Below are 22,696 nucleotides of genomic sequence, written 5' to 3' on the forward strand. Positions count from 1 at the left end.
TTAGCCTCCTATTCTGTAATACGCTGATGATGAGTATAGATATTAAAAGATTCTCCTCTTACGAATCCAACTGTTGTTATATTTAATTCTTCTGCCATTTTAAGTGCTAACTCAGTAGGAGCTGATTTTGATATGACGATTGATACTCCTAATTTTGCTGCCTTCAACAGAACTTCAGATGATATCCGGCCGCTAAATACAAGGATTTTATCTCTCAGTGGGATTTTATGAAGTAAACAATATCCATAGATTTTATCCAACGCATTATGCCGTCCTATATCCGTCCTAGTGATGAATAGCTTTTCTGTATCACACAGTCCAGCATTATGGACACCACCAGTATGTTGAAATAACTGACTTTCCTCCTGTAAACATTTCATTAAATGAATACAAGTTTCAGCAGAAATACTGATTCGGTCAATGGCTGTTTTTGCCGTCTTCACATCTTGGAGAAAATAAAAATGTCTTCCTTTCCCACAGCAAGATCCGATCACTCGTTTTGTAAAATCTGAGGATTGGAACTGAGTTGTGTGATGTAAGTCAACATATGCAAAACCCATACTTTCATCTATTGTAAACCTTTTAATCTCTTTTTCAAATCGAATGACTCCTTCTGAAGCTAAAAAACCGATCACCAATTCTTTCAAATGATCCGGTGAACAAACGAGTGTGACAAACTCTTCACCATTCACCAGCACGGTTAAAGGGAATTCTTCTACAACTTCATCTGTTTTACATGTCATTTGACCTTTGCGATATTGGTGTATGCGCCGTTTCGTTTTAACAGAAGGATTCATGATCTGATCTTCCTTTCAACACAAATTTAGTTATATGAACCAGACGAATTGTGATATTATTTTAAAAAGTCATAAAAATGTAACATATTTCTATCTTATCAAACTTTTTGTTTGCTTTATATGGAGGGAACACAATGAATAAAACAAAAAATCGTTGGCTGATCGCTACAAGTGCTGTGGGGATTCATTTATCTATCGGATCTGTTTATGCATGGAGTGTTTTTACGAATCCTTTACATCAAACCTTTCAATGGTCATTAACAGAAATAAGCCTGACATTTAGCATCGCTATTTTATTTTTAGGTTTATCAGCTGCCTTTATGGGGCATTTCGTTGAAAAGTATGGGCCGAGGGCATCAGGGCTCTTCTCAGCTATTTTCTTCGGCATTGGGATGACTGGATCAGGGTTTGCTGTCCACATGTCTTCATTACCTCTCCTCTATTTATTTTATGGTGTACTCGCTGGAATCGGATTAGGTGTAGGCTATATTGCTCCAGTATCAACATTAGTCAAATGGTTTCCAGATCGAAGAGGACTCGCAACGGGTTTAGCCATTATGGGTTTTGGATTTGCTTCTCTGATTTGCAGTCCCATTATTCAATTTCTCATTGAAAAAGTTGATATTGCAAATACCTTCTATATTCTCGGAATCTCTTATTTTATCATCATGGTCGTTTCATCTCTTTATTTATCACCACCAACACCTGATGATGTCAAACAATTTAACGTGCTAAAAACAAGCCAAAGGAAAATTCCTCAAGATTTATCACAGCTCACCGCAAATGAAGCCATTAAAACACGGCGTTTTTATTATTTGTGGGTCATGCTCTTTATTAATATCACATGCGGAATTGCTATTATTTCTGTAGCATCACCGCTTGCTCAAGAAAGTGTTGGTTTCACGGCGGGTGCAGCAGCTACTCTTGTTGGAATTTTAGGTGCTTTTAATGGGCTAGGACGGATCGGATGGGCATCCTTCTCTGATTATATCGGAAGGCCAAATACGTATACGATTTTCTTTACTATACAGCTCATTGCTTTTCCCTTACTTCCCTACTTAAAAGAACCGCTCATCTTTTCAATCGTGATGGCGATCATTTATACGTGCTACGGAGGAGGGTTTGCTTCAATTCCAGCCTATATCGGAGATTTATTTGGTACCAAGCAGCTAGGTGCCATACACGGTTATATTCTCACCGCTTGGGCCGCTGCTGGTTTAGCAGGACCTTTATTTTCCTCCTTTATTCGTGACATTACAGGCAATTACACACAAAGTCTCATGGTCTTCTCTGGCCTATTTTTCATTGCGTTTATCATATCTCTTCTCATTCGGAAGGATATTAAACAACTTCGTGAATCAAATCTTACTGCTCCTTCTTCTGTCACGGTCCGCTCTTAATATGAATTTGACAGAATGACAATCTACAGGTAATTTTTAGATATGAAAACGCTTTACAAAATGATAGAAGGGTGACGATATCATGGGAAAAACAAAACACAAGGGGCCTATTAAACTCAACAAAAAACCCTCACCAAAGCTATGGGCCTCTTTTGCTCCTATGGGGCTCGGAAAAGTAAAACCGAAACACATTCGAGACACGATGAAAGTGGCATGGGAGAACAAAGATAACCTCCCCTATGCGTACCGTATATTGACTCAGGGCGTTTGTGACGGCTGTGCTCTTGGTGTATCAGGTTTATACGATCAAACACTAGCAGGACCCCATATATGCACAACAAGACTGAATGTGCTACGGCTTAACACAATGCCAGCTATTGATCCAAAATGGTTCGAAGATATTGAGCGGCTCAAACAAATGGATAGCACGTCCCTTCGAAAACTTGGGCGTATCCCTTATCCCCTGATTCGAAAAAAAGGTGAGAATGCCTTTACACGCATTTCTTGGGATGGTGCATTAGATCAAATCGCCGCTAAAATCAAATCGATTGATAAACGTCAGCTTGCTTTCTATTTAACGGCTAGAGGGATTACAAATGAAGTGTACTATACTGCGGCGAAAGCTGCGCGATATATTGGAACAAATCATATCGATAATGCTTCTCGTATTTGCCATTCACCAAGCAAAACCGCTCTTAAACGATCCCTTGGTATAGGTGCATCCAGCTGTAATTACAGTGATTGGATTGGAACAGATGTATTGATTTTTTGGGGCTCTGTTGCAGCAAACAACCAGCCGGTTTCCACTAAATATATGTACGCCGCTAAAAAGAAAGGAACCAAGATCATTGTCATCAATCCATATAAAGAGCCTGCAATGGAAAAATATTGGGTCCCTTCTATCCCAGAAAGTGCTTTATTCGGCACAAAAATAGCGGATGATTTTTATCAAGTCAATATAGGCGGCGATATTGCGTTTATGAATGGTGTCATCAAACATTGGTTTGAAATGGAAGAGCAAGCGCCTCATTCCGCTCTTGACCATGAATTTATCCAAGCGCATACAACCGGCATAAAAGATGTAAAGCAGCATGTCACTCAGTTAAAATGGTCGGATCTCGAAGCATCGTCAGGCTTATCTAAAGAAAGAATGAAGGAATTCGCTGTACTTCTTTCCAATGCCAATTCAGGCGTGTTTATTTGGAGTATGGGTCTCACTCAGCATCGTTTTGCAACTGATAATATATCACAAGTCGCAAACCTTGCCATGTTACGCGGGTTTATTGGCAGAAAACATTGTGGCGTTATGCCTATTCGTGGCCATAGCGGTGTCCAAGGTTCAGGCGAAATGGGTGCCGATCCATTCGTATTGCCCGGCAGTGATTTTGATGAAGAGAATATTAAAAGAATCGAGAAGATATGGGGATTTGATATTCCAAAATGGCATGGTGACACGATTGGGCAATCATTTGAAAAAATGGCTCTTCCAAAAGAACACCCGCAAAAGCTGAAGATGCTGTTTACTAGCGGTGGAAACTTTTTAGAAACGATGCCTAATCCTGAAGCGATTGAAAAAGCACTATCCGAGCTTGAACTCCGTGTCCATCAAGATATTATTTTGAACACCTCTACACTGGTAGAAGCAGAAGAGACTGTGATTGTTCTGCCTGCAATGACAAGATATGAACAGCCAGGCGGCGGTACATCAACCAGTACGGAACGCATGGTGTATTTCAGTCCGGAAATTGAAGGGCCACGCATTGAAGAAGCCAGAGCTGAATGGGACATTTATATTGACCTAGCAAAAAGGGTTCGTCCAGAAGATGCGAAGCTGATTCATTTTGACCATGCTGAAGACATTCGTCGTGAGATTGCCATCGCAAATCGGAACTATGATGGGATCCAGCATTTGCGTCATAAAGGGGATGTCTTTCAATGGGGTGGCGCATGGCTTTGCGAAGATGGGGTGTGTCCAACACCGGATGGAAAAGGACACCTGCTCCCAGCACAGCTGCCCCAATATCGAAAAACTGAGGGGCATTTCAATATCACGACAAGACGAGGCAAGCAATTCAACTCTATGATTTACAGTGAAAAGGATGCCTTTAATGGCGGAAAGCGGCATTCTATCTTGATGAATGAAGAAGATGCGAAAGAGCTTTACGTCCAAGAAGGCGATCCTGTTGTCCTTTTCAATCAATATGGATCCTACCAAGGAGTTGCTCAATTCGGAGAGCTGAAACGTGGAAATATTGCAGTTTATTGGCCTGAAGGAAACTTGTTAATACCAAAAGGAGTTTACGAAAGCTATTCCCAGATTCCAGAATACAATACCACCGCGATATTAGAAAAAGCCGAAACCTTTCATGCAAGAAAAGATCAGCACTACGTGGAGAAACGAATTGATGAATTAGAAACGACTTTAAATTGATCCTTTATGAAAAAACAGCTGGGGGTTTCTCCCCAGCTGTCTATTCACATCTTATTGACCAAAAGAGTTCGCTTCTTTTTGAAGAATATGATTTAATTCTTCTGCATTTGCTGCTGGTTGATATTGTCCACCACCAGCTTTGGCAACAGATTTTAGACTTTTTGCTTCTTTTTCATTTACATCGAAGCCAATGATATTGACGATTGTGTCAATACCTTCTTCATGTAATTGCTTCGCTGCTTGTGATGGGCTTCCGCCACATGTTTCCTCACCATCGCTGACAACATATACAATATTTTTTCCTTCAGCTTGGTGATCTTCAAAATCTTGTTTCGTATCAGTTAATGCTTTGGCAAGTGGTGTCCAGCCTGTTGGACCATACACATTCAGCGCTTGTTGAAAGGCTGCTTGCTCATATGTTCCAAATCCATAAACTGCTTCGGAACTTGCACAAGAAACGGCTTTTCCTGCATTTTTATTCGTTCCTTCATGACCAAAAACACGAAGCAAGACTTGTGTATCTTCTGATAAAATACTTGCGAAACTTTGGATCGAGCGTTTTGCGATATCAATTTTCTTTTCGCCTTCAACTGATTGTGCCATGCTTCCGCTTAAATCAAGTAAAATCACCACGTGAGCAGGCTCCTTTTTCGTTACAGCATGAGCTGGTGAAGAAAGAAGCAGAACAAGACTCGCTAAAATGGTTAATATAATATTTCTTTTCATTAAAAAATCTCCCTTTTTTTCATTTGTACAGAAAAAGAGAAACGAAAGCATCAATCAATCGTTTCCCTTTTCTTCAGCAAGTTATTCGTGTAGTTTTAATGATTCTGCTGTAAGGATAGAACCCATTTCTTTCCCAGTGCTTGCTTGGTAGTAATGACCTTTACCAGCTTTAGCTACTTGCATCAATTGACCTTCATAGCCATCGTTAAAGTCTAATCCAATCACATTGACTACAGTAGATCCCTTTGAGTTATGAAGCTCTTTCGCTACTTTCACTGGATCTCCACCACAAGTTTCTTCACCATCAGTAATTAAGTACACAATGTGTTTTGTTCCTTTATGAAGCTGCTTATCTGCTTGCTTTGCACTTTCAAGAGCACGTGCAATCGGTGTCCAGCCATTTGGTCCAAGACCGTTTAGAGAGTTTTCGAAACTATCCTTTTCATAAGGCTGAACGCCATAAACGCCTCTAATGACTTCACATGATTGAGCTTTACCTGAGTTTTTGTTGTTTCCTTCAGACCCAAACAAACTCATACGGATTTTAGCATCTTTCGGAAGAGACTGAGCAAATTTAAATACCTCTTGTTTTGCTAAATCGAATTTGCGCTCTCCATCCACTTTTCTTGCCATACTTCCACTTGCATCAAGTAAGATGGTCACTCTTACATCTTTCTTATGTTTTTTGGCTGATGCTGCTTCTGCAAATACTGGTGAAGAGATTGACATTGATAATGTCAATACAGCTAAGGTTACGAGTGTAAATACTTTTTTCAACATGCTTTTCCTTCCTCCTTATGTATTTGATTGAAACATCTTAATCGTAAAATATTCTGTCTTGGAATGGTATAGGACTCGATCCCTTTTTCTCTTTCATCAAAATCACTAAAATTCTGTCAGATGTCTAGATATATTCACCTAAAGACTCTTTTGTCACCCTCGTTTTCTCATTCTTTCGAGGGGCTTTGTATCGGCCATCGGTTCTTGTCGGGATGTAAATGTTTAAGATTTCCTGAGGTGCGTCTTAAGTCGCAATTTGTCACATTCTGTTCAAACCTCTTCACACATAAAAAAAAGATGCCCCCATTTTGAGGCACCTTTGCTTTTATTTCTTAGCCATATATGTGTTCAGAAAGCGATCAGCTGATTCAATTTTTATCCCTTGATAATAATGTTTCACGATCGCCTCTACTTTTTTGCCTGACTGTGCCATATAATGTGCACCATACTGACTCATGCCCACACCATGGCCATACCCTTTTGTCGTAATCACGATTTGCTGACCCTTTCGTTCCCATGTAAAGTCTGCAGAGTGCAATCCTAGTGATTCGCGAATGTCTCTGCCCGACAAAGTTTTTCCGTTAATGACGGCTTTGGCTACTTGATTGCCTGGTGTTCGTTCTACAATTTCTCCCACCTGCTGCTGGCCAAGGGTCACACCCAGTTTTTGCTGAAATTCGCTCACTGTGATGGTTTTCTTGTTTTGGAATTTGGGTGATTTTTCGTCCCATTTGCTTGAGACGCTTTTCAAATAAGGGATTTCATTTTTCCAATAAGCTTCTGCATTTTCGGTTTTCCCATTACTTGTTGAAAAGAAGGAAGCATCAATTGGTTTTTCGTCATACGTCAGTACTTTCCCTTGTGTACTGGCGACCGCTTCTGTAACCTTTTTTAATTTCCAATTGTACGCTTTTCCCCAAATTTTCTTCAGTTCCTGTTTATTTTTGTACACTTGGAACATTTGGGTGTCATCTACAAGGGAACCCTGTGGAGATTTGACGGTTTTATCAATGATCATTTGTCTGACGATATACGTTCTAGCGGCGAGTGCCTGTGCCTTGAGCGCCTCTATTTCAAAATCGGCTGGCATTTCAGAAGCGACGACACCGATCACATACTCTTCTAAGGGGATGTTTTCTACCTGCTGATGCGCTGAACGGTAGACGGGAATGGAGACGGGTGATTGTTTCAATTTGACTGAACCTTTCACTTCTTTTTTAACTGATGGTTCTGCTGCTACGTGTTGGCTGGCTGCTGGTTTTCCTTGGAACGTCGGCAACACGAGTAAGGTTGGAATCATTAAAATGATGATGCAAATTCCTGCGATTGTCCATATCATTGGTTTCATATTGGCTGCCCCCATTTGTCATTGAATCTCTTTTATCCTATGGGCAAGGACAAGCTAATATGACAGCTTCTTTCATTCATTGGACAAGTCTTTTGCTGATATGTTGGTGCTCTTCATCATTTGATTTACTGTTCGTCTTTATGAATAAAATTTAAAATGATTGGATAAACTAATGATAAGCTTTTAAAAATGCAACCAGTCTATGATTCTAAAAAAAATCAGCATGCCCAAATGGACACACTGATTTCTTTTATCATTACGCGTTCAGATCTGATACAACTTGTTCTTGTGTCACATCTGCTGATTCATCATTTACTCTTTCAATGTCTGCACCGATTGCTGCTAGTTTTTGGTGGAAGTTCACATATCCACGGTCAATATGCTTCAATTCAGTGACACGTGTATGACCTTCTGCCACTAATCCAGCAAGTACAAGTGCTGCTCCTGCTCTTAAATCAGTCGCTGCCACTTCAGCACCTTGAAGTTGAACAGGTCCATTGATTATCACAGAGCGACCCTCAATTTTAATATCGCCATTCATGCGGCGGAATTCTTCAGCATGCATAAAACGATTTTCAAACACAGTTTCTGTGATCATGCTTGTTCCGTTCGCACGAAGCAATAGCGCCATCATCTGAGATTGCATATCCGTTGGGAAACCAGGATGCGGCATTGTTTTTAGATCGATTGGCTTGAGCTCAGATGGTCCAATGACTCTTAAACCTTCTTCTTCTTCAATGATCTGAATACCCATTTCTTCCATTTTCGCCACAAGTGAAGTCATGTGCTCAGGCACAGCGCCTTTTACAAGAACATTTCCTTCAGTAATGGCTGCTGCCACCATAAACGTACCAGCTTCAATTCGGTCAGGGATGATGTTGTGTTTTGCACCGTGAAGTGTTTCTACACCTTCGATTTTGATTGTACCAGTTCCAGCCCCGCGAACCTTACCGCCCATGGCATTGATGTAGTTTGCCAAATCAACAATTTCAGGTTCTTTTGCTACGTTTTCTAAAATCGTCGTTCCTTCAGCCAATGCTGCTGCCATGATGATGTTTTCAGTTGCCCCTACACTTGGGAAATCCAAATAGATTTTTGCACCTTTTAAACGGCCATTTACTTCAGCCTCGATGAAACCATTACCTACTTGAATTTTAGCTCCCATTGCTTCAAAGCCTTTTAAATGCTGATCAATTGGTCTTGAACCAATCGCACAACCACCAGGTAATGCAACTCTTGCATGACCTGTTCTAGCTAAAAGTGGTCCCATGACGAGCACAGATGCTCTCATTTTACGGACGTACTCAAACGGAGCCTCAGTTTCTAGTGCATGAGATGCATCTACTGATACTTCGTTATTTTCAAAATGTACTTCTGCTCCTAAATGACGTAACACTTCATTGATTGTATATACATCGGAGAGCGTAGGTACATCACAAATTACGCTTTTTTCTGTACTTGCTAACAAAGATGCAGCGATAACTGGTAAAACGGCATTTTTTGCGCCTTCTACTTTAACTGTGCCGTTTAACTTTTGACCGCCGCGGACGATGATTTTTTCCAAGGTCTTCCCCTCCGCGTCCCAAATTCTCTATATTAATATTCAGTCGTTACGATTGGTGTGCCAACCGTAATCGTATGATTTTCGTTCATTTCCGAACTTCTGATGGCAATTTGAACATTCATTTTATCATTTGAAGTCATAATGAACTGTTCCCACTTCTCTGTGTAAGCGGAAAGCGACACAAAATTAGACTCAACGAGATACTCAACAGGTTTTGCTTGAAATTCATTTGCTATCATTTCAGCTTTTTTTTGCAAAACAACATCCATCATACCATTTACATGACCATCGAGACAAGTAAAAATCACAAATTTTTCTTGTAATATGCTTTTTGCATGACGTACGAACTGATCATATGTATGCTCCCAGGTATTCAGTGGGCGAGCACCTTTTTGCTCATATAATAAATACGACTTTTGGTTTGATTTTGTGTCGGTCTTCACGAGTAAAATTTTCGATAATGTATCATTTTTTTCATCTTTGTAAATTCCTGTGACTTTGGTGACATGTTTCTCTTTTTTTTCGGTCCACTCATACTGTCGTAGTTCGTCTTTCAAACGTTTCACTTTTTTTGAAAATTGTTCGGATGAAATGTTTATATTTGTTTTGGCATGAAGCGTCCATCCACTTACTTCGATTTGCTGGTTTTTCATACCTTCTGCTATTTGGGCGAGCGTCGATGTTTCTTCTGCCCGAACACCTTGAATCATCAGAACAAAAAAAAGAATAAATGCAAATAATGGCCAACCTTTTAAATACTTTCTCACTTGTCATTCCCCCTTGCTACAAGTGTTGCCGCAAGGAGATCAATGCATACGTGGAAAAGTCATCAAAAGCCATATTTTTGACACTTCTTTTTACGTTCCCGCAGAAGGCAGTGACCAAACCTTTTATGTTAAAACATATAAGGGATTTGTCTGGAGAAATTTAAATAATCAAGGAAGAAATTGCTGACTGCTGATGCAATAGCAATCGTGAGCAGCATCATGAGCAATCTAGCTTGAATAATTTTTCCTTTTTTAATCAGTGGATCGATATTCACCGCAAGCAATGCCCACCACGTAATGGCAATAAAAAATAGGTGGATCACAATACTGACAATTGCTTGTTGTCCTACGTCTTCCATACACTTGAATCCTCCTTTTATTAATTTCTGTAAAGGAAAACTCCCTTTCATTATATCCTCCAAAATCGGAAAGATGAATCATTTGGAAAAAAGAGCTACATTTAGAGTGAATCCCCTCTTATTCTGATGCGAAGGAGATGATATACTGCGGTGGAAGGAGCTGATCATATTTGAAAGATTCTTTTCCTGACTTTGTTGATTTGTACGGAGAACTGGTTCCCTCATTTGAACATGAATGGGAAGCCATTGCTTTCTACTTTGATTATAGACAGACACAGCTAGAAGAATTAGCACAATTGTGTCATTTTCATAACATTTCTTTGGATTACTCAGAGGAAAGCCTTTATCAGTTAGAGTCATTATACTTCGATGCCTTCCGTCAGCAGCTTTTTGCTGAGTGGAAAATGCCAATAGATGCATTAGAAGCGATGATGAGTGTGTATTTAGGAGAGGTTGTCATCCGTCATCATTCAGATGCTGACTGGGTCGTGCGGCCTTATATGGATTCTTCGCACCAATATACGCTTGGCTTACGCAGAAACAATAAAACATGGCATTGCAGTACGCAATTTTGCGAGCAGTTATATCTTGAAAAGCAAGCATCTCATCCGTATGTGTCGATGTATCAGTCTCTCATGTCATCCTAAAAAAAATCCTTCTTATCGCAATGATAAGAAGGATTTTCTGTTTTATTTCCCTGCTACATTTAAACGGTTTAATGCCCGTTTTAATGCGAGTTCCGCCCTGCGTACATCACTTTCATTCGGGTGGTTCAAATGCTCTTCAGCACGCTGTTTCGCTGACTTTGCACGATCGACATCAACTTTGTCTGATGTTTCAGCAGCCTGAGCAAGAATGGTTACTTTTTCGGGGCGAACTTCAACAAATCCACCGCTTACTGCAACCAATTCAGTTGATCCACTATGTTTTAAGCGAACTGCACCGATTTTTAGCGGAGCAACCATTGGAACGTGGCCAGCTAAAATTCCAAGCTCACCGCTTTCTGCTCTTACACTGACCATTTCCACATCCGCTTCATACACTGGGCCGTCGGGAGTAACGATATTGACTTGAACGGTCTTCATGCTTTTACCCTCCTAAGGACCAGATTAGGCCTCTACACCCATCTCTTTGGCTTTTTCAACCACTTCTTCAATGCGACCGACTAAGCGGAATGCATCTTCTGGAAGGTGATCGTATTTACCAGATAAGATTTCCTTGAAGCCTTTAACAGTTTCTTGCAATGGCACATAAGAACCTTTTTGGCCAGTAAACTGTTCTGCTACGTGGAAGTTTTGAGATAGGAAGAATTGAACACGACGAGCTCTGTGTACCACAAGCTTATCGTCCTCAGATAATTCATCCATACCTAAAATGGCAATGATATCTTGCAATTCTTTATAACGTTGCAATGTTTGCTGAACTTCACGCGCGATCGCATAATGCTCTTCGCCAACAATCTCAGGTGCAAGGGCACGAGATGTTGAAGCAAGTGGATCTACCGCTGGGTAAATCCCCATCTCTGTCAACTTACGCTCAAGGTTTGTCGTTGCATCAAGGTGAGCGAACGTTGTAGCTGGAGCTGGATCTGTATAGTCATCCGCAGGTACATAGATCGCTTGAATCGATGTAACCGATCCTACGTTTGTAGACGTGATACGCTCTTGAAGCTGACCCATTTCTGTTGCAAGAGTTGGCTGATAACCTACCGCTGAAGGCATACGTCCAAGTAGGGCTGATACTTCAGAACCTGCTTGTGTAAAACGATAGATGTTATCGATGAAGAACAATACGTCTTGACCTTGTTCATCACGGAAATGCTCTGCCATTGTCAAACCAGTTAGAGCTACACGCATACGCGCACCTGGTGGCTCGTTCATTTGGCCGAAGACCATCGCTGTTTTTTCGATAACGCCAGAATCTTTCATTTCGTAGTAAAGGTCATTTCCTTCACGTGTACGCTCTCCAACACCAGCGAATACAGAAATACCGCCGTGTTCTTGTGCGATGTTGTTGATCAATTCTTGAATCAGAACGGTTTTACCAACACCGGCTCCACCGAATAGACCGATCTTTCCACCTTTGATGTAAGGAGCAAGAAGGTCAACAACTTTGATACCTGTTTCAAGAATTTCAACTTCTGTAGAAAGTTGATCGAAAGAAGGCGCTTGTCTGTGGATTGGGTCTCTTTGCGCTTCCACACCAAGTGGCTCATCTAAATCAATGTTATCTCCCAGTACGTTGAATACACGTCCAAGTGTTACGTTACCAACTGGTACTGAAATTGGTTTTCCAAGGTCTACAGCTTCCATACCGCGCTTCACACCGTCTGTTGATGCCATTGCGATGGTTCTCACTGTATCATCACCTAAATGTAGTGCTACTTCTAAAGTTAAGTCGATATCAACTTCACTTTCGCTTTCCGCTTTATGCGAAACTTTGATCGCATTATAAATCTCAGGCAAGTGACCGTCTTCAAAACGAACGTCTACGACTGGTCCCATGATCTGACTGATGCGTCCTGTTTTCATTGCATTCCCTCCTGACAATTATTTCTATTCTAAGGCAGCTGCTCCGCCGACAATTTCTGTAATCTCTTGTGTAATCGCTGCTTGACGAGCACGGTTGTAAGAGAGTGTCAGGCTGTCGATCAATTCTTTTGCGTTGTCTGTTGCACTCTTCATTGCTGTCATCCTTGCAGCATGTTCACTTGCTTTGCTGTCAAGAAGCGCACCGAAAATCAAACTTTCTGCATATTGAGGAAGGAGAACTTCAAGAATTTCTTCTTCAGAAGGCTCAAACTCATAAGATGCGGAACGTTTATTTGGTGTCGCTGCGGCCGAAAGGTCCGTTAGCGGCAATAATTTTTTCTCTGTTACTTCTTGTGAAATGGCACTGACGAAATGGTTATAGAACATGTAAAGCTCATCAAACGCTTCATCAGAGAACATTTGCACTGTACTGCTTGCTAATTCTTTAATATCAGCAAACGCTACTTCGTCTCCAAGCCCTGTTACTTCAGAAATAACTGGAATACCACGCTTTTTGAAGAAGTCGCGTCCGATTTTACCAATCACAATCACCGCATATTCATCAGCAGATTGATGACGAGATTGAATGGCTTGGTAAGCGGCACGTAAAATCGAGCTGTTAAAAGGTCCTGCAAGTCCTCGATCAGATGTAATGACGAGATACCCTGTTTTCTTAACAGGTCTTGAAAGAAGCATTGGGTGCTTAGCACTTGTTCCAGTTGCAATTGCCGCAACGACTTCTTGGATTTTCTCCATGTAAGGAACAAAGGACTTCGCATTATTTTCAGCACGATTCAGTTTCGCAGCTGATACCATTTGCATCGCTTTTGTGATCTGACTCGATTTTTTTGTTGACGTGATCCTTGACTTAATATCGCGTAATGAGGCCAAAGATTTCACCACCTTTTTTCAGGAATCCGTGTTCATTTACGTGAAAAGAGAGAAAAAGAGAATCTTTTTCTCTCGGAAAGATTACTAATTAGTTGCTTGGTGCAAACGTACGTTTAAAGCCATCGATCGCTGTTTTCCACTCTTCATCAGCAGGCATGTTTCCTGTTTGAGAGATTGTGTCAAACAAGTCTTTATGGTTTTCTTCAATGTACATGAATAACTCAGCTTCAAAGCGTTTGACATCAGCAATCGCTACATCATCTAAGTATCCTCTTGTCAGTGCATAAAGAATCGCTACTTGTTTTTCAACTTTCAGCGGTTTGTTCAAGTCTTGTTTTAAGACCTCAACTGTTCTAGCACCACGGTTTAATTTGGCTTGAGTCGCTTGGTCTAGATCAGATCCAAACTGAGCGAATGCTTCAAGCTCACGATAAGAAGCAAGATCCAGACGAAGTGTACCTGCTACCTTTTTCATCGCTTTGATTTGTGCAGAACCACCTACACGAGATACAGACAATCCTGCGTTTACCGCTGGACGTACGCCTGAGAAGAAGAGATCAGATTGTAAGAAGATCTGTCCATCTGTGATTGAGATAACGTTTGTTGGGATATATGCAGAGATATCACCAGCTTGCGTTTCTACGAAAGGCAATGCTGTGATAGAACCGCCACCCTTTTCATCACTAAGCTTCGCTGCACGCTCTAATAAACGAGAGTGAAGATAGAAAACATCACCAGGGAATGCTTCACGGCCTGGAGGACGACGAAGCAATAATGAAAGCTCACGGTAAGCTGCCGCTTGTTTAGAAAGGTCATCATACACAACAAGCACATGCTTGCCGTTATACATGAATTCCTCACCCATCGTTACACCTGCATAAGGAGCAAGGTAAAGAAGTGGAGCTGGCTGTGATGCAGAAGCTGTGACAACGATTGTGTAGTCAAGCGCACCATGCTTACGAAGTGTTTCAACAACACCACGAACAGTTGATTCTTTTTGTCCGATCGCTACATAGATACAGATCATGTCTTGATCTTTTTGGTTAAGGATCGTATCGATTGCAACAGATGTTTTACCTGTTTGACGATCCCCAATGATCAATTCACGCTGTCCGCGTCCGATTGGAATCAAGGCATCAATTGCTTTAATTCCCGTTTGAAGCGGCTCATGTACCGATTTACGATCCATAACGCCTGGTGCTTCACTTTCGATTGGACGTGTTTTGCTTGTTAAAATTGGACCTAGTCCATCAACAGGCTGACCAAGTGGGTTCACAATACGTCCGATTAACTCTTCTCCTACTGGAACCTCCATGATACGACCTGTACGTTTTACGTCGTCACCTTCACGGATATCTTTGTAAGGTCCTAAGATTACGATACCTACGTTAGACTCCTCAAGGTTTTGAGCCATACCCATTACACCGTTAGAGAACTCAACAAGCTCTCCTGCCATAATGTTGTCAAGGCCATGTACACGCGCGATACCGTCCCCTACTTGAATGACTGTACCGACATCTTTTACTTCAATTTCAGATTGATAGTTTTGGATTTGCTGCTTTATCAGCGCGCTAATCTCTTCAGCTTTGATACTCACTAAGGTTTCACCCCTTCTAACGATTTTCGCCTGCAAGCTGACGTTCAATGCGGGAAAGCTTTCCGCTGACACTGCCGTCATAAATGCGGTTTCCGATACGGATTTTCACTCCGCCTATTAGATCCTTGTCAATCACGTTTTCAACACGCAGTGATGTGACTCCGGCTTTTTTGGCAAATACTTCAGATAAAGATTGAATTTCAGCTCCGCTGAGCGGTTTAACTGAATACACGATCGCATCGTCTATTTGTTTCGTACGGTTTGCAAGTTTCACAAACTCAGACGCCATTTCAGGAAAAATATTCGTGCGCCCGCGGTCAATCAGTAAATACATTGTGTGCAAAACATATGTCGAAACACCTTTGAAAGCTTCTGCAATCAGATGTTTCTTTTTGTCTGCCGTAATCTTCGGATGAACAAGAAAGTCATTTAATTCTTGGTCAGCCTTCAGAACTTTTTTGATCTCATTCAGCTCTTTTTCAGTTTCGTCTACTGCCGAAGAAGCAAGAACGATGTCAAAAAGAGCAGAAGCGTAACGCTTAGAGACAATAGTCACGCTCATCGGCTTTCGCCTGCCTCTTTAAGATACTCTTGGATCAATTTCTCTTGTGCTTGCTCATCAAGTTCTTTTTCAATCACTTTAGAAGCAATTAATACAGATAGTGATGCAACTTGCTCTCGCAGTGCAGCCACAGCTTGTTCTTTTTCTTTCACGATTTCAGTTCTAGCAGACTCTTTCAAGCGCTCTGATTCTTGACGCGCTGCTTGAATGATATCTTCTTTTTGTTTCTCACCAATCTTTTTCGCATTTTCGATGAGTGTATGTGATTCTTCGCGTGCTTCTTTTAATAAGACACGTTGTTCTTCAAGAAGCTTTTCAGCTTGAACGTGCTTTTCTTCAGCACTTGAAATTTCATTTCCTATATAATCTTCACGCTGTTTCATAATCCCTAATAAAGGCTTAAGCGCAAATTTCTTTAAAAGTGCAAGCAGGATGAGCATAGCGATCAGCTGGAATATGATATCTCCGGTGTTTAGACCTGCTCCTAAAACTACTGGTAACTGAGACATTTAGTACGGCAACTCCCTTCTTTAAATAATATGTTAAGAAACAAAACATAAAGGAATGGCGAAGTTTCGAACTAATCTGATCTTCGCCATTAAAATTCATATTAGAACGCTTCTCACATATTAACCAAAGAATGCCAAGAATGCGATAACGACAGCGATAATTGGAAGTGCCTCAACTAAAGCTACCCCGATGAACATAAGTGTTCTTAGTTCTCTACCAGCTTCTGGCTGACGAGCGATTCCTTCAACTGTTTTAGATACGATTAGACCGTTACCAATACCTGCTCCTAGTGCTCCTAAACCGATTGCAATTGCTGCTGCTATTAAATTCATTAAAAAGCTCCTCCTTTAAAATAACGTCCTTTTTGGACTCTCAATTTTTTAGTGTTCGTCGCTGACTTTATGGGAGATATACACCATTGTCAGCATGGTGAAGATAAATGCCTGGATGGTTCCGACAAACAAACTGAATGCCTGCCATACAATCATCGGCACGATGGCACCTAATGTACCAATGATACCTAGTGCAAGGTTTTGCGAATAGAAATTAGTCGCAAGTCCTGCAAGTAAACCAAGAAGAATCTCTCCAGCGAAAATATTTCCATAAAGACGCAAACCAAGTGTTAATGTGTTTGCAAATTCTTCAATAATTTTCAGCGGTACTAAGAGTGGGATTGGTCTAAAGTAGTCTTTTGTATATTCCTTGACTCCTTTTGCTTTAACACCATAGTAGTGTGTCAATCCCATGACCATAACCGCTAGTGTCATTGTGATTGCAGGATCAGCAGTTGGTGATTTCCACCATAAGTTGTGATCGACCGTAATCGAGAATGGCAGTCCAAGCATGTTTGAAACAAATATGTACATGAGTAATGTAACGCCAAGCGCTAGAAATGGGGCTCCTGTTTTCATGTCCATCGAACTACCTATGATATTTCGAACAAAATCAACAATCCATTCCATGAAGTTCTGCGCCTTTGTCGGACGAATAGCCAGAACACGAGTAGTCAGCACCGCTATGAGAAGAACGATGATACTAGCAATCGTAATCATGAGAACATTGGATAAGTTGAACGTTAACCCTAAAAATTCTGTAGTTTTTGAACTGTGACCCAAAGAGTATTCACCTCTCTTCCATAGTAGAACGTTTAAGTTGAATGAAGGAATCTATCATAATGACAGGATATATTGTCATTAATCCTATAACAACACCTGCCAGATGAACTTCGTTAGGGTAACGCCAAGCAATCGCTACTGCGAGAATTGCGTTGGCCCACCTGGCTGTACTTCCCATTGAACGAATAGATTTTCCTTTTTTAACTGCTCGATCAAAAGCATGCATTCTCCGAATAAGCAGGAATAAATTAAAGAAAGCAAAAATTGTGCCGATAATGAAACCAAGAAACAGTGGTTTAAAACCAGGCATGGCATAGCCAAACACAAAAATTGCCAATAAATAGAACATATATTTACTCTGTCTGCGGAAAATGACGTTTGGATCGTTCATTCATCTGACTCCCGATGAAAAATATTGTAAAAAAGGTGATAAATGGTGATGAAAACTGCGTAGAAGACGCTTATGATAAGCCGTCCTATTTGAAAAAAATCAATCACCCATCGGTCTAATTGTGCAATCAGACTTGAAATCTTTAGATCTATGGGATTCTGCTTCATTCGCTGATACAAACCCTGATTATTAAAGGGTTCACAATGAGGATTAGTAGAGTGCTATAGGCTATGAAAACCTTACCATAATACCCTCGTTTAGCATACAATAGCGTCTATGATGTGTCAATCCGTTGAAAGTTAAAAAACTTTTCTATAATGAGAGAGCACACAAAATGTTCACAATTTCATCAAACTTTAGGAGAGTTGTGACATTCATTCAAAAAAACTGCTAATGTTCAGTATACATTGATTTTTCTAAGAACGATATCAACCGTTTGTCATATTTTTCAAAAAAAGCCCACATGCACGTTTGCATGTGGGCTTTTCATAATCATTCTTATTTTGTTCCATACATACGGTCACCAGCATCACCAAGACCTGGGATGATGTAACCTTTTTCGTTTAACTTCTCATCTAATGCTGCAATGTAGATATCAACATCTGGATGATGCTTTTGCATTTCTTCTACACCTTCTGGCGCAGCAATCAGACACATGAAGCGGATGTTTTTCGCACCGCGTTTTTTCAAGCTGTTTAATGCTTCTACTGCTGATCCGCCCGTTGCAAGCATTGGGTCTACTACGATAAATTCACGCTCTTCCACATCAGATGGAAGCTTCACATAATATTCAACAGGCTTTAATGTCTTCGGATCACGGTATAAACCGACATGTCCCACTTTGGCAGCTGGAATGAGTTTCAAAATCCCGTCTACCATTCCAAGACCTGCTCTTAAAATCGGCACAACTCCGAGTTTTTTACCTGAGATCACGTTTGATTTAGCGACTTGTACAGGTGTTTCTACATCTACCTCTTCAAGCGGTAAGTCTCTTGTGATTTCAAATGCCATTAATGTTGCGACTTCATCCACTAGCTCTCTAAATTCTTTTGTTCCTGTATGAACGTCACGAATATATGTAAGTTTGTGCTGAATAAGCGGGTGATCAAATACATAAACCTTTGCCATTGCTTGCTACAACTCCTTTTCTGTCATCTTCCGGTGAACTTTGCACACTTCCTACAATTCTACATAAAAAGACATCATCTTTCAATATGATTCGCAAATCCTACAAAAAAAACCCACATGCCAAAAATAGGCAAATGGGTCTGCATCTTAATAATCTAATTCTTGATATAGAGGGAAACGAGCTGTCAGATCAGATACACGCTTTTTCGCCTCTTCTAATTTCGCTTCATCTTCATGATGTTTCAGAGCAAGCGCAATAATGGAACCGACTTCTTTCATCGCTTCTTGATCGAAGCCACGGCTTGTCACTGCTGCTGTACCTACACGTACACCACTTGTAACAAATGGTTTCTCTGGATCATATGGAATTGCATTTTTGTTCACCGTGATACCAATTTCATCAAGAACGTTTTCTGCAATTTTTCCTGTAATGCCAAGAGAGCGCAAGTCGATGAGAACAAGATGGTTATCTGTTCCACCAGATACAAGCTGAATATCCTCAGATAAAAGTGTTTCAGCTAGTTGTTTTGCGTTATCAATCACGTTTTGTGCATATGTTTTGAAATCTCCGTTCAATACTTCACCGAAAGAAACAGCTTTTGCAGAGATCACATGCATGAGTGGTCCACCTTGAATACCAGGGAAGATCGATTTGTCGATCTTTTTACCAAACTCTTCACGGCATAGAATCATTCCGCCGCGAGGTCCGCGCAATGTTTTGTGAGTTGTCGTTGTCACAAAATCAGCGTAAGGAACTGGATTTGGATGAAGACCTGCTGCAACAAGACCCGCGATGTGAGCCATGTCCACCATAAAGTAAGCACCGACTTCATCGGCAATTTCACGGAACTTTTTGAAATCAATTTGACGTGGGTAAGCACTTGCCCCCGCTACGATTAGTTTCGGCTTATGCTCACGTGCTTTTTCAAGTACATCTTGGTAGTCGATATGTTGTGTTTCTTTATCTACACCGTATTCTACAAAGTTGTACTGTACGCCGCTAAAGTTTACAGGGCTTCCATGTGTTAAATGCCCGCCATGTGATAAGTTCATGCCTAGCACTGTATCGCCATGCTCAAGGATTGTAAAGTATACGGCCATATTCGCTTGAGCTCCTGAGTGAGGCTGTACGTTCACATACTCAGCGCCAAAAATTTCTTTTGCGCGGTCACGTGCGATATCTTCTACAACGTCTACATGTTCACAGCCGCCATAGTAGCGTTTACCAGGGTAACCTTCTGCATATTTGTTTGTTAAGACAGAGCCCTGTGCTTCCATGACTGCTTCGCTTACGAAGTTTTCTGATGCAATTAATTCGATTTTGTCCTGCTGGCGTTTCCGCTCTAGTTGAATTGCTTTGAATACTTGTGCGTCTTGCTCAGGTAAATGTTTCATCAGCGAAATCCTCTCCAATCTATTTCCATTCGATGTTTTCACCATCTCATTGTACACGGTTTTTGAGTAAAATGTAAAAGTTTTTTTTGGAAAATCGACTTCTTTTTTATGAAAACCCGAATATTCAAAGGGTGAAGCGTCTTCATCATTCAACATTATATTAGAAATATATCCGAACTATGATCTTGTATAAACGGCTCGTTCTCCGCCAATCAGCTTTGGACGAGTTTTTGCAAACGTCACATGTGCTTGTCCTAATTGATGACGGCTGAGACGGACCGGTACGGCTACTCGCTTTAAGTGCATGCCGATGAATGTATCACCGATATCAATCCCTGCATGTGCTGAAATGGATTCAACCAGCACAGGGTGTTCCATTTGCTGATACGCATGAGCCGCCATAGAACCACCCGCCTTACGGACAGGTACTGCCGCTACAATCTCTAAGTTAAGCCGGTAAGCCACCTCTTCTTCCACAACGAGGGCACGATTCAAATGCTCGCAGCATTGGAAGGCCAATTCAATTCCTGTCTCGCGTCTCAGTTGATCGAGCTCTTGATAAATAGCTTCAGCAATTTGCTCACTTCCCGCTGTCCCAATGTGCTCGCCAGCCACTTCTGATGTACTGCAGCCAATTACTAAAATGTGGCCGGCTCGCAGTTCAACTGTTTGATGAAACTCTTTTAACATCTCAAGCCAATCTTGACCAATGTTCATGTTAAGCGCTCCTTACAGGTGCTTTTCTTCGTAATCAGCGATTTTACCAATCCGCACAGCATGACGTCCTGCAGTAAAATCTGTTGTCAGCCAAATGTGAGCAATCTCTCTTGCCAATCCTGGTCCAATGACTCGTTCTCCCATCGCAAGAACATTTGTATCGTTATGTTCTCTCGTCGCCTTTGCACTGAATGTATCATGCGCCAGTGCACAGCGGATGCCTTTCACTTTGTTTGCTGAAATGCTCATACCGATACCTGTCCCGCAAATCAAAATGCCTCGATCGACTTCCCCGTTTGCCACCATATTGGCTACAGGAAAAGCATAGTCAGGGTAGTCTACAGAACCTGATCCACATTCACAACCCATATCAATGTATTCAATCTTTAATTCATCCATTAGTTGTTTGATTTCTTCACGAATATTCGTTCCGCCGTGATCGGATGCAATGGCTACTTTCATCGGGCAATTCCTCCTAAGGGTGAGTTAATCTGTCATGTCTTACATTCATTTTTTATTTACAGTTATATTTTAACCTCTACCTAGTCATTTGCAAACAAAAGCAGAAAAACCGTTTGCGCAACGGTTTTACAGGTTGTCCATTTATGAGGATTTGTGATCCTGTTTAAGCTTTTTAGCAAGTTGATACAATAGCGTCTCTAGTTCATCTCGTGTCTCCTGATAAATGGAGAGACTCCCTCCAAATGGATCCGACACGTCACCTTCTGATCCTGTCGCAAATTCTTTTAGAGTGAAGACCTTGTCTTTCACATGAGCATATTGCTCCACAATCAACTGCTTATGCTGAATCGTCATGGTGAAGACATAATCTGCTTCATGAAGAAGTTCTTCTGTTAGTTTAGATGACGAGTGATTCAGTGGAATGCTTTTCTCAAATAATGCTTCGACTGCTTGAGGAGAAGCCTTCCCTGCATCAGAGGCGAAGATGCCCGCTGATTTTACAGTGACCTGTAAGCCTTTTTCATCTGCAATGGAGGAAAAAAGGGCTTGAGCCATCGGACTTCTGCAAGTATTTCCCGTACAAACAAATAAGATATTCATCTTTCGACCTCCTTTTCTTCTATTATATAGCATTTCATTCTACATGTTATGTAAGGAGACTGGCTAGAGCGGAAATAATAATTTGATTCCAAAGGCTAGTAAAATCAATCCGCCAAGCGCCCCGCTGTATGAACCTACCCATGACCGAACCTGTTTACCGAGTAATAATCCAAGCCACGTGAGCATCATACTAAAGAAGCCAAACAATAAAATGGTCATCAACACCCGAGAACCGTAAATCCCCAGGCTTAAGCCAACGGAAAAACTATCTAAACTCACACTTGTTGCAAAAAGAACGAGACCGGCCCCAACAGGTGCGATAAATGGCTTATCTTCTTTTCGGATAGAAGCGATGATCATTTGCAGACCCAGCACCAAAAGCAGCGCCCCGCCTATATAGGTTGCTAGGAGCCCAAGCCAGCCAGATAAAAGCTGACCTGTTAGCATGCCAAAAAGCGGCATAAACATATGAAATATCCCAATGACAAGTCCAATATAAAGGATCTGGCGGAATCTCAGCTGAATCATCCCCATGCCGAGTCCAACCGAAAAGGCATCCATTCCAAGTGCAAAAGCCATGATACTGAGTGTCAGCAATTCGCCAGCTAGTTCATTCATGTAAATC

Annotated in this window: 25 protein-coding genes; 3 read left to right on the forward strand and 22 right to left on the reverse strand. The window is 41.2% G+C overall.

All coding sequences use genetic code 11. The annotated features are described in order from the left end of the window. Nucleotides 1-8 precede the first annotated feature (8 nt). The gene (gene fdhD, locus LCD32_RS16525; protein ID WP_024718748.1) at nt 9-797 is read right to left on the reverse strand and encodes a formate dehydrogenase accessory sulfurtransferase FdhD; all 789 of its coding nucleotides are present in this window, start codon (nt 795-797) and stop codon (nt 9-11) included. Nucleotides 798-931: 134 nt separating this feature from the next. Between fdhD and LCD32_RS16530 the strand changes: the two genes are divergently transcribed. Continuing rightward, nucleotides 932-2,197 carry an OFA family MFS transporter gene (locus tag LCD32_RS16530; RefSeq protein WP_025208127.1) on the forward strand — a complete coding sequence of 422 codons (1,266 nt, stop codon included), beginning with the start codon at nt 932-934 and terminating at the stop codon, nt 2,195-2,197. Between the two features lie 82 nt (nt 2,198-2,279). Next, complete coding sequence (locus tag LCD32_RS16535) at nt 2,280-4,628, forward strand: FdhF/YdeP family oxidoreductase (protein ID WP_224564269.1); 2,349 nt, start codon at nt 2,280-2,282, stop codon at nt 4,626-4,628. A 51-nt stretch (nt 4,629-4,679) separates the two neighbouring features. On the opposite strand, the gene LCD32_RS16540 is transcribed toward LCD32_RS16535, so the two are convergent. The 6 genes from LCD32_RS16540 to LCD32_RS16565 form a co-directional block, all read right to left on the reverse strand. Then, nucleotides 4,680-5,354 (reverse strand): VWA domain-containing protein, encoded by a 675-nt coding sequence (locus LCD32_RS16540; protein ID WP_026050166.1) that lies wholly within the window; start codon nt 5,352-5,354, stop codon nt 4,680-4,682. A gap of 81 nt (nt 5,355-5,435) precedes the next feature. Then, on the reverse strand, nt 5,436-6,134 hold the full coding sequence (locus LCD32_RS16545; RefSeq protein WP_080934067.1) for a VWA domain-containing protein: 699 nt from the start codon (nt 6,132-6,134) through the stop codon (nt 5,436-5,438). Nucleotides 6,135-6,459: 325 nt separating this feature from the next. Further along, entirely contained in the window at nt 6,460-7,482 is a 1,023-nt protein-coding gene (gene spoIID / locus LCD32_RS16550; RefSeq protein WP_008343381.1) for a stage II sporulation protein D, read from the reverse strand. Nucleotides 7,483-7,738: 256 nt separating this feature from the next. Then, a complete protein-coding gene (gene murA / locus LCD32_RS16555; RefSeq protein WP_007497616.1) occupies nt 7,739-9,046 on the reverse strand; it encodes a UDP-N-acetylglucosamine 1-carboxyvinyltransferase in 1,308 nt (435 codons plus the stop codon). A gap of 32 nt (nt 9,047-9,078) precedes the next feature. After that, nucleotides 9,079-9,813, reverse strand: coding sequence for a YwmB family TATA-box binding protein (locus LCD32_RS16560; protein ID WP_048001103.1), 735 nt, complete (start codon nt 9,811-9,813; stop codon nt 9,079-9,081). 128 nt (nt 9,814-9,941) lie between these two features. Next, complete coding sequence (locus LCD32_RS16565; RefSeq protein ID WP_008343389.1) at nt 9,942-10,172, reverse strand: DUF1146 family protein; 231 nt, start codon at nt 10,170-10,172, stop codon at nt 9,942-9,944. Nucleotides 10,173-10,342: 170 nt separating this feature from the next. On the opposite strand from LCD32_RS16565, the gene LCD32_RS16570 reads away from it, so the two are divergent. Continuing rightward, nucleotides 10,343-10,819 carry a hypothetical protein gene (locus LCD32_RS16570; RefSeq protein ID WP_045033929.1) on the forward strand — a complete coding sequence of 159 codons (477 nt, stop codon included), beginning with the start codon at nt 10,343-10,345 and terminating at the stop codon, nt 10,817-10,819. Between the two features lie 42 nt (nt 10,820-10,861). Here LCD32_RS16570 and LCD32_RS16575 read toward each other — a convergent pair whose 3' ends face one another. From LCD32_RS16575 to LCD32_RS16645, 15 genes are all read right to left on the reverse strand, one after another. Then, nucleotides 10,862-11,257 carry a F0F1 ATP synthase subunit epsilon gene (locus LCD32_RS16575; RefSeq protein ID WP_008343393.1) on the reverse strand — a complete coding sequence of 132 codons (396 nt, stop codon included), beginning with the start codon at nt 11,255-11,257 and terminating at the stop codon, nt 10,862-10,864. A gap of 24 nt (nt 11,258-11,281) precedes the next feature. After that, nucleotides 11,282-12,703, reverse strand: coding sequence for a F0F1 ATP synthase subunit beta (gene atpD, locus LCD32_RS16580; RefSeq protein ID WP_008343395.1), 1,422 nt, complete (start codon nt 12,701-12,703; stop codon nt 11,282-11,284). 24 nt (nt 12,704-12,727) lie between these two features. After that, nucleotides 12,728-13,594, reverse strand: a complete 867-nt coding sequence (locus LCD32_RS16585) for a F0F1 ATP synthase subunit gamma (protein WP_007497628.1) — start codon at nt 13,592-13,594, stop codon at nt 12,728-12,730. Between the two features lie 88 nt (nt 13,595-13,682). Further along, nucleotides 13,683-15,191, reverse strand: a complete 1,509-nt coding sequence (atpA, locus tag LCD32_RS16590; RefSeq protein WP_224564272.1) for a F0F1 ATP synthase subunit alpha — start codon at nt 15,189-15,191, stop codon at nt 13,683-13,685. Nucleotides 15,192-15,207: 16 nt separating this feature from the next. Further along, entirely contained in the window at nt 15,208-15,753 is a 546-nt protein-coding gene (locus tag LCD32_RS16595) for a F0F1 ATP synthase subunit delta (protein ID WP_007497632.1), read from the reverse strand. Beyond that, the gene (gene atpF / locus LCD32_RS16600; RefSeq protein ID WP_007497634.1) at nt 15,750-16,262 is read right to left on the reverse strand and encodes a F0F1 ATP synthase subunit B; all 513 of its coding nucleotides are present in this window, start codon (nt 16,260-16,262) and stop codon (nt 15,750-15,752) included. The genes LCD32_RS16595 and atpF overlap by 4 nt, the downstream gene beginning before the upstream one ends. 120 nt (nt 16,263-16,382) lie before the next feature. After that, a complete protein-coding gene (gene atpE / locus LCD32_RS16605; RefSeq protein ID WP_003214968.1) occupies nt 16,383-16,595 on the reverse strand; it encodes a F0F1 ATP synthase subunit C in 213 nt (70 codons plus the stop codon). A gap of 48 nt (nt 16,596-16,643) precedes the next feature. Further along, on the reverse strand, nt 16,644-17,378 hold the full coding sequence (gene atpB / locus LCD32_RS16610; protein ID WP_007497637.1) for a F0F1 ATP synthase subunit A: 735 nt from the start codon (nt 17,376-17,378) through the stop codon (nt 16,644-16,646). A 7-nt stretch (nt 17,379-17,385) separates the two neighbouring features. Beyond that, entirely contained in the window at nt 17,386-17,769 is a 384-nt protein-coding gene (locus LCD32_RS16615; RefSeq protein WP_007497639.1) for an ATP synthase subunit I, read from the reverse strand. A gap of 498 nt (nt 17,770-18,267) precedes the next feature. Then, entirely contained in the window at nt 18,268-18,897 is a 630-nt protein-coding gene (gene upp / locus LCD32_RS16620; RefSeq protein ID WP_003214553.1) for a uracil phosphoribosyltransferase, read from the reverse strand. 147 nt (nt 18,898-19,044) lie between these two features. Continuing rightward, nucleotides 19,045-20,292, reverse strand: coding sequence for a serine hydroxymethyltransferase (gene glyA / locus LCD32_RS16625; protein ID WP_024718755.1), 1,248 nt, complete (start codon nt 20,290-20,292; stop codon nt 19,045-19,047). 177 nt (nt 20,293-20,469) lie between these two features. After that, on the reverse strand, nt 20,470-21,009 hold the full coding sequence (locus LCD32_RS16630; RefSeq protein WP_007497644.1) for a TIGR01440 family protein: 540 nt from the start codon (nt 21,007-21,009) through the stop codon (nt 20,470-20,472). Nucleotides 21,010-21,021: 12 nt separating this feature from the next. Further along, nucleotides 21,022-21,471 (reverse strand): ribose 5-phosphate isomerase B, encoded by a 450-nt coding sequence (gene rpiB / locus LCD32_RS16635; RefSeq protein WP_025208132.1) that lies wholly within the window; start codon nt 21,469-21,471, stop codon nt 21,022-21,024. A 141-nt stretch (nt 21,472-21,612) separates the two neighbouring features. Continuing rightward, entirely contained in the window at nt 21,613-22,071 is a 459-nt protein-coding gene (locus LCD32_RS16640; RefSeq protein WP_017360042.1) for a low molecular weight protein arginine phosphatase, read from the reverse strand. A gap of 63 nt (nt 22,072-22,134) precedes the next feature. Beyond that, nucleotides 22,135-22,689 carry a manganese efflux pump MntP family protein gene (locus tag LCD32_RS16645; protein ID WP_025208133.1) on the reverse strand — a complete coding sequence of 185 codons (555 nt, stop codon included), beginning with the start codon at nt 22,687-22,689 and terminating at the stop codon, nt 22,135-22,137. Nucleotides 22,690-22,696: the final 7 nt, after the last annotated feature.

It is taken from the genome of Bacillus sp. RSS_NA_20, assembly GCF_020165915.1.
Taxonomy (GTDB): Bacteria; Bacillota; Bacilli; order Bacillales; family Bacillaceae; genus Bacillus; species Bacillus altitudinis.

What these genes read in the sequence shown, in the direction of transcription:
- fdhD (WP_024718748.1), bottom strand. Translation starts at nt 797, where the DNA reads ATGAATCCTTCTGTTAAAACGAAACGGCGCATACACCAATATCGCAAA.
- LCD32_RS16530 (WP_025208127.1), top strand. Translation starts at nt 932, where the DNA reads ATGAATAAAACAAAAAATCGTTGGCTGATCGCTACAAGTGCTGTGGGG.
- LCD32_RS16535 (WP_224564269.1), top strand. Translation starts at nt 2,280, where the DNA reads ATGGGAAAAACAAAACACAAGGGGCCTATTAAACTCAACAAAAAACCC.
- LCD32_RS16540 (WP_026050166.1), bottom strand. Translation starts at nt 5,354, where the DNA reads ATGAAAAGAAATATTATATTAACCATTTTAGCGAGTCTTGTTCTGCTT.
- LCD32_RS16545 (WP_080934067.1), bottom strand. Translation starts at nt 6,134, where the DNA reads ATGTTGAAAAAAGTATTTACACTCGTAACCTTAGCTGTATTGACATTA.
- spoIID (WP_008343381.1), bottom strand. Translation starts at nt 7,482, where the DNA reads ATGAAACCAATGATATGGACAATCGCAGGAATTTGCATCATCATTTTA.
- LCD32_RS16565 (WP_008343389.1), bottom strand. Translation starts at nt 10,172, where the DNA reads ATGGAAGACGTAGGACAACAAGCAATTGTCAGTATTGTGATCCACCTA.
- LCD32_RS16575 (WP_008343393.1), bottom strand. Translation starts at nt 11,257, where the DNA reads ATGAAGACCGTTCAAGTCAATATCGTTACTCCCGACGGCCCAGTGTAT.
- atpD (WP_008343395.1), bottom strand. Translation starts at nt 12,703, where the DNA reads ATGAAAACAGGACGCATCAGTCAGATCATGGGACCAGTCGTAGACGTT.
- LCD32_RS16595 (WP_007497632.1), bottom strand. Translation starts at nt 15,753, where the DNA reads ATGAGCGTGACTATTGTCTCTAAGCGTTACGCTTCTGCTCTTTTTGAC.
- atpF (WP_007497634.1), bottom strand. Translation starts at nt 16,262, where the DNA reads ATGTCTCAGTTACCAGTAGTTTTAGGAGCAGGTCTAAACACCGGAGAT.
- atpE (WP_003214968.1), bottom strand. Translation starts at nt 16,595, where the DNA reads ATGAATTTAATAGCAGCAGCAATTGCAATCGGTTTAGGAGCACTAGGA.
- LCD32_RS16615 (WP_007497639.1), bottom strand. Translation starts at nt 17,769, where the DNA reads ATGAACGATCCAAACGTCATTTTCCGCAGACAGAGTAAATATATGTTC.
- upp (WP_003214553.1), bottom strand. Translation starts at nt 18,897, where the DNA reads ATGGCAAAGGTTTATGTATTTGATCACCCGCTTATTCAGCACAAACTT.
- glyA (WP_024718755.1), bottom strand. Translation starts at nt 20,292, where the DNA reads ATGAAACATTTACCTGAGCAAGACGCACAAGTATTCAAAGCAATTCAA.
- LCD32_RS16630 (WP_007497644.1), bottom strand. Translation starts at nt 21,009, where the DNA reads ATGAACATTGGTCAAGATTGGCTTGAGATGTTAAAAGAGTTTCATCAA.
- rpiB (WP_025208132.1), bottom strand. Translation starts at nt 21,471, where the DNA reads ATGAAAGTAGCCATTGCATCCGATCACGGCGGAACGAATATTCGTGAA.
- LCD32_RS16640 (WP_017360042.1), bottom strand. Translation starts at nt 22,071, where the DNA reads ATGAATATCTTATTTGTTTGTACGGGAAATACTTGCAGAAGTCCGATG.
- LCD32_RS16645 (WP_025208133.1), bottom strand. Translation starts at nt 22,689, where the DNA reads ATGAATGAACTAGCTGGCGAATTGCTGACACTCAGTATCATGGCTTTT.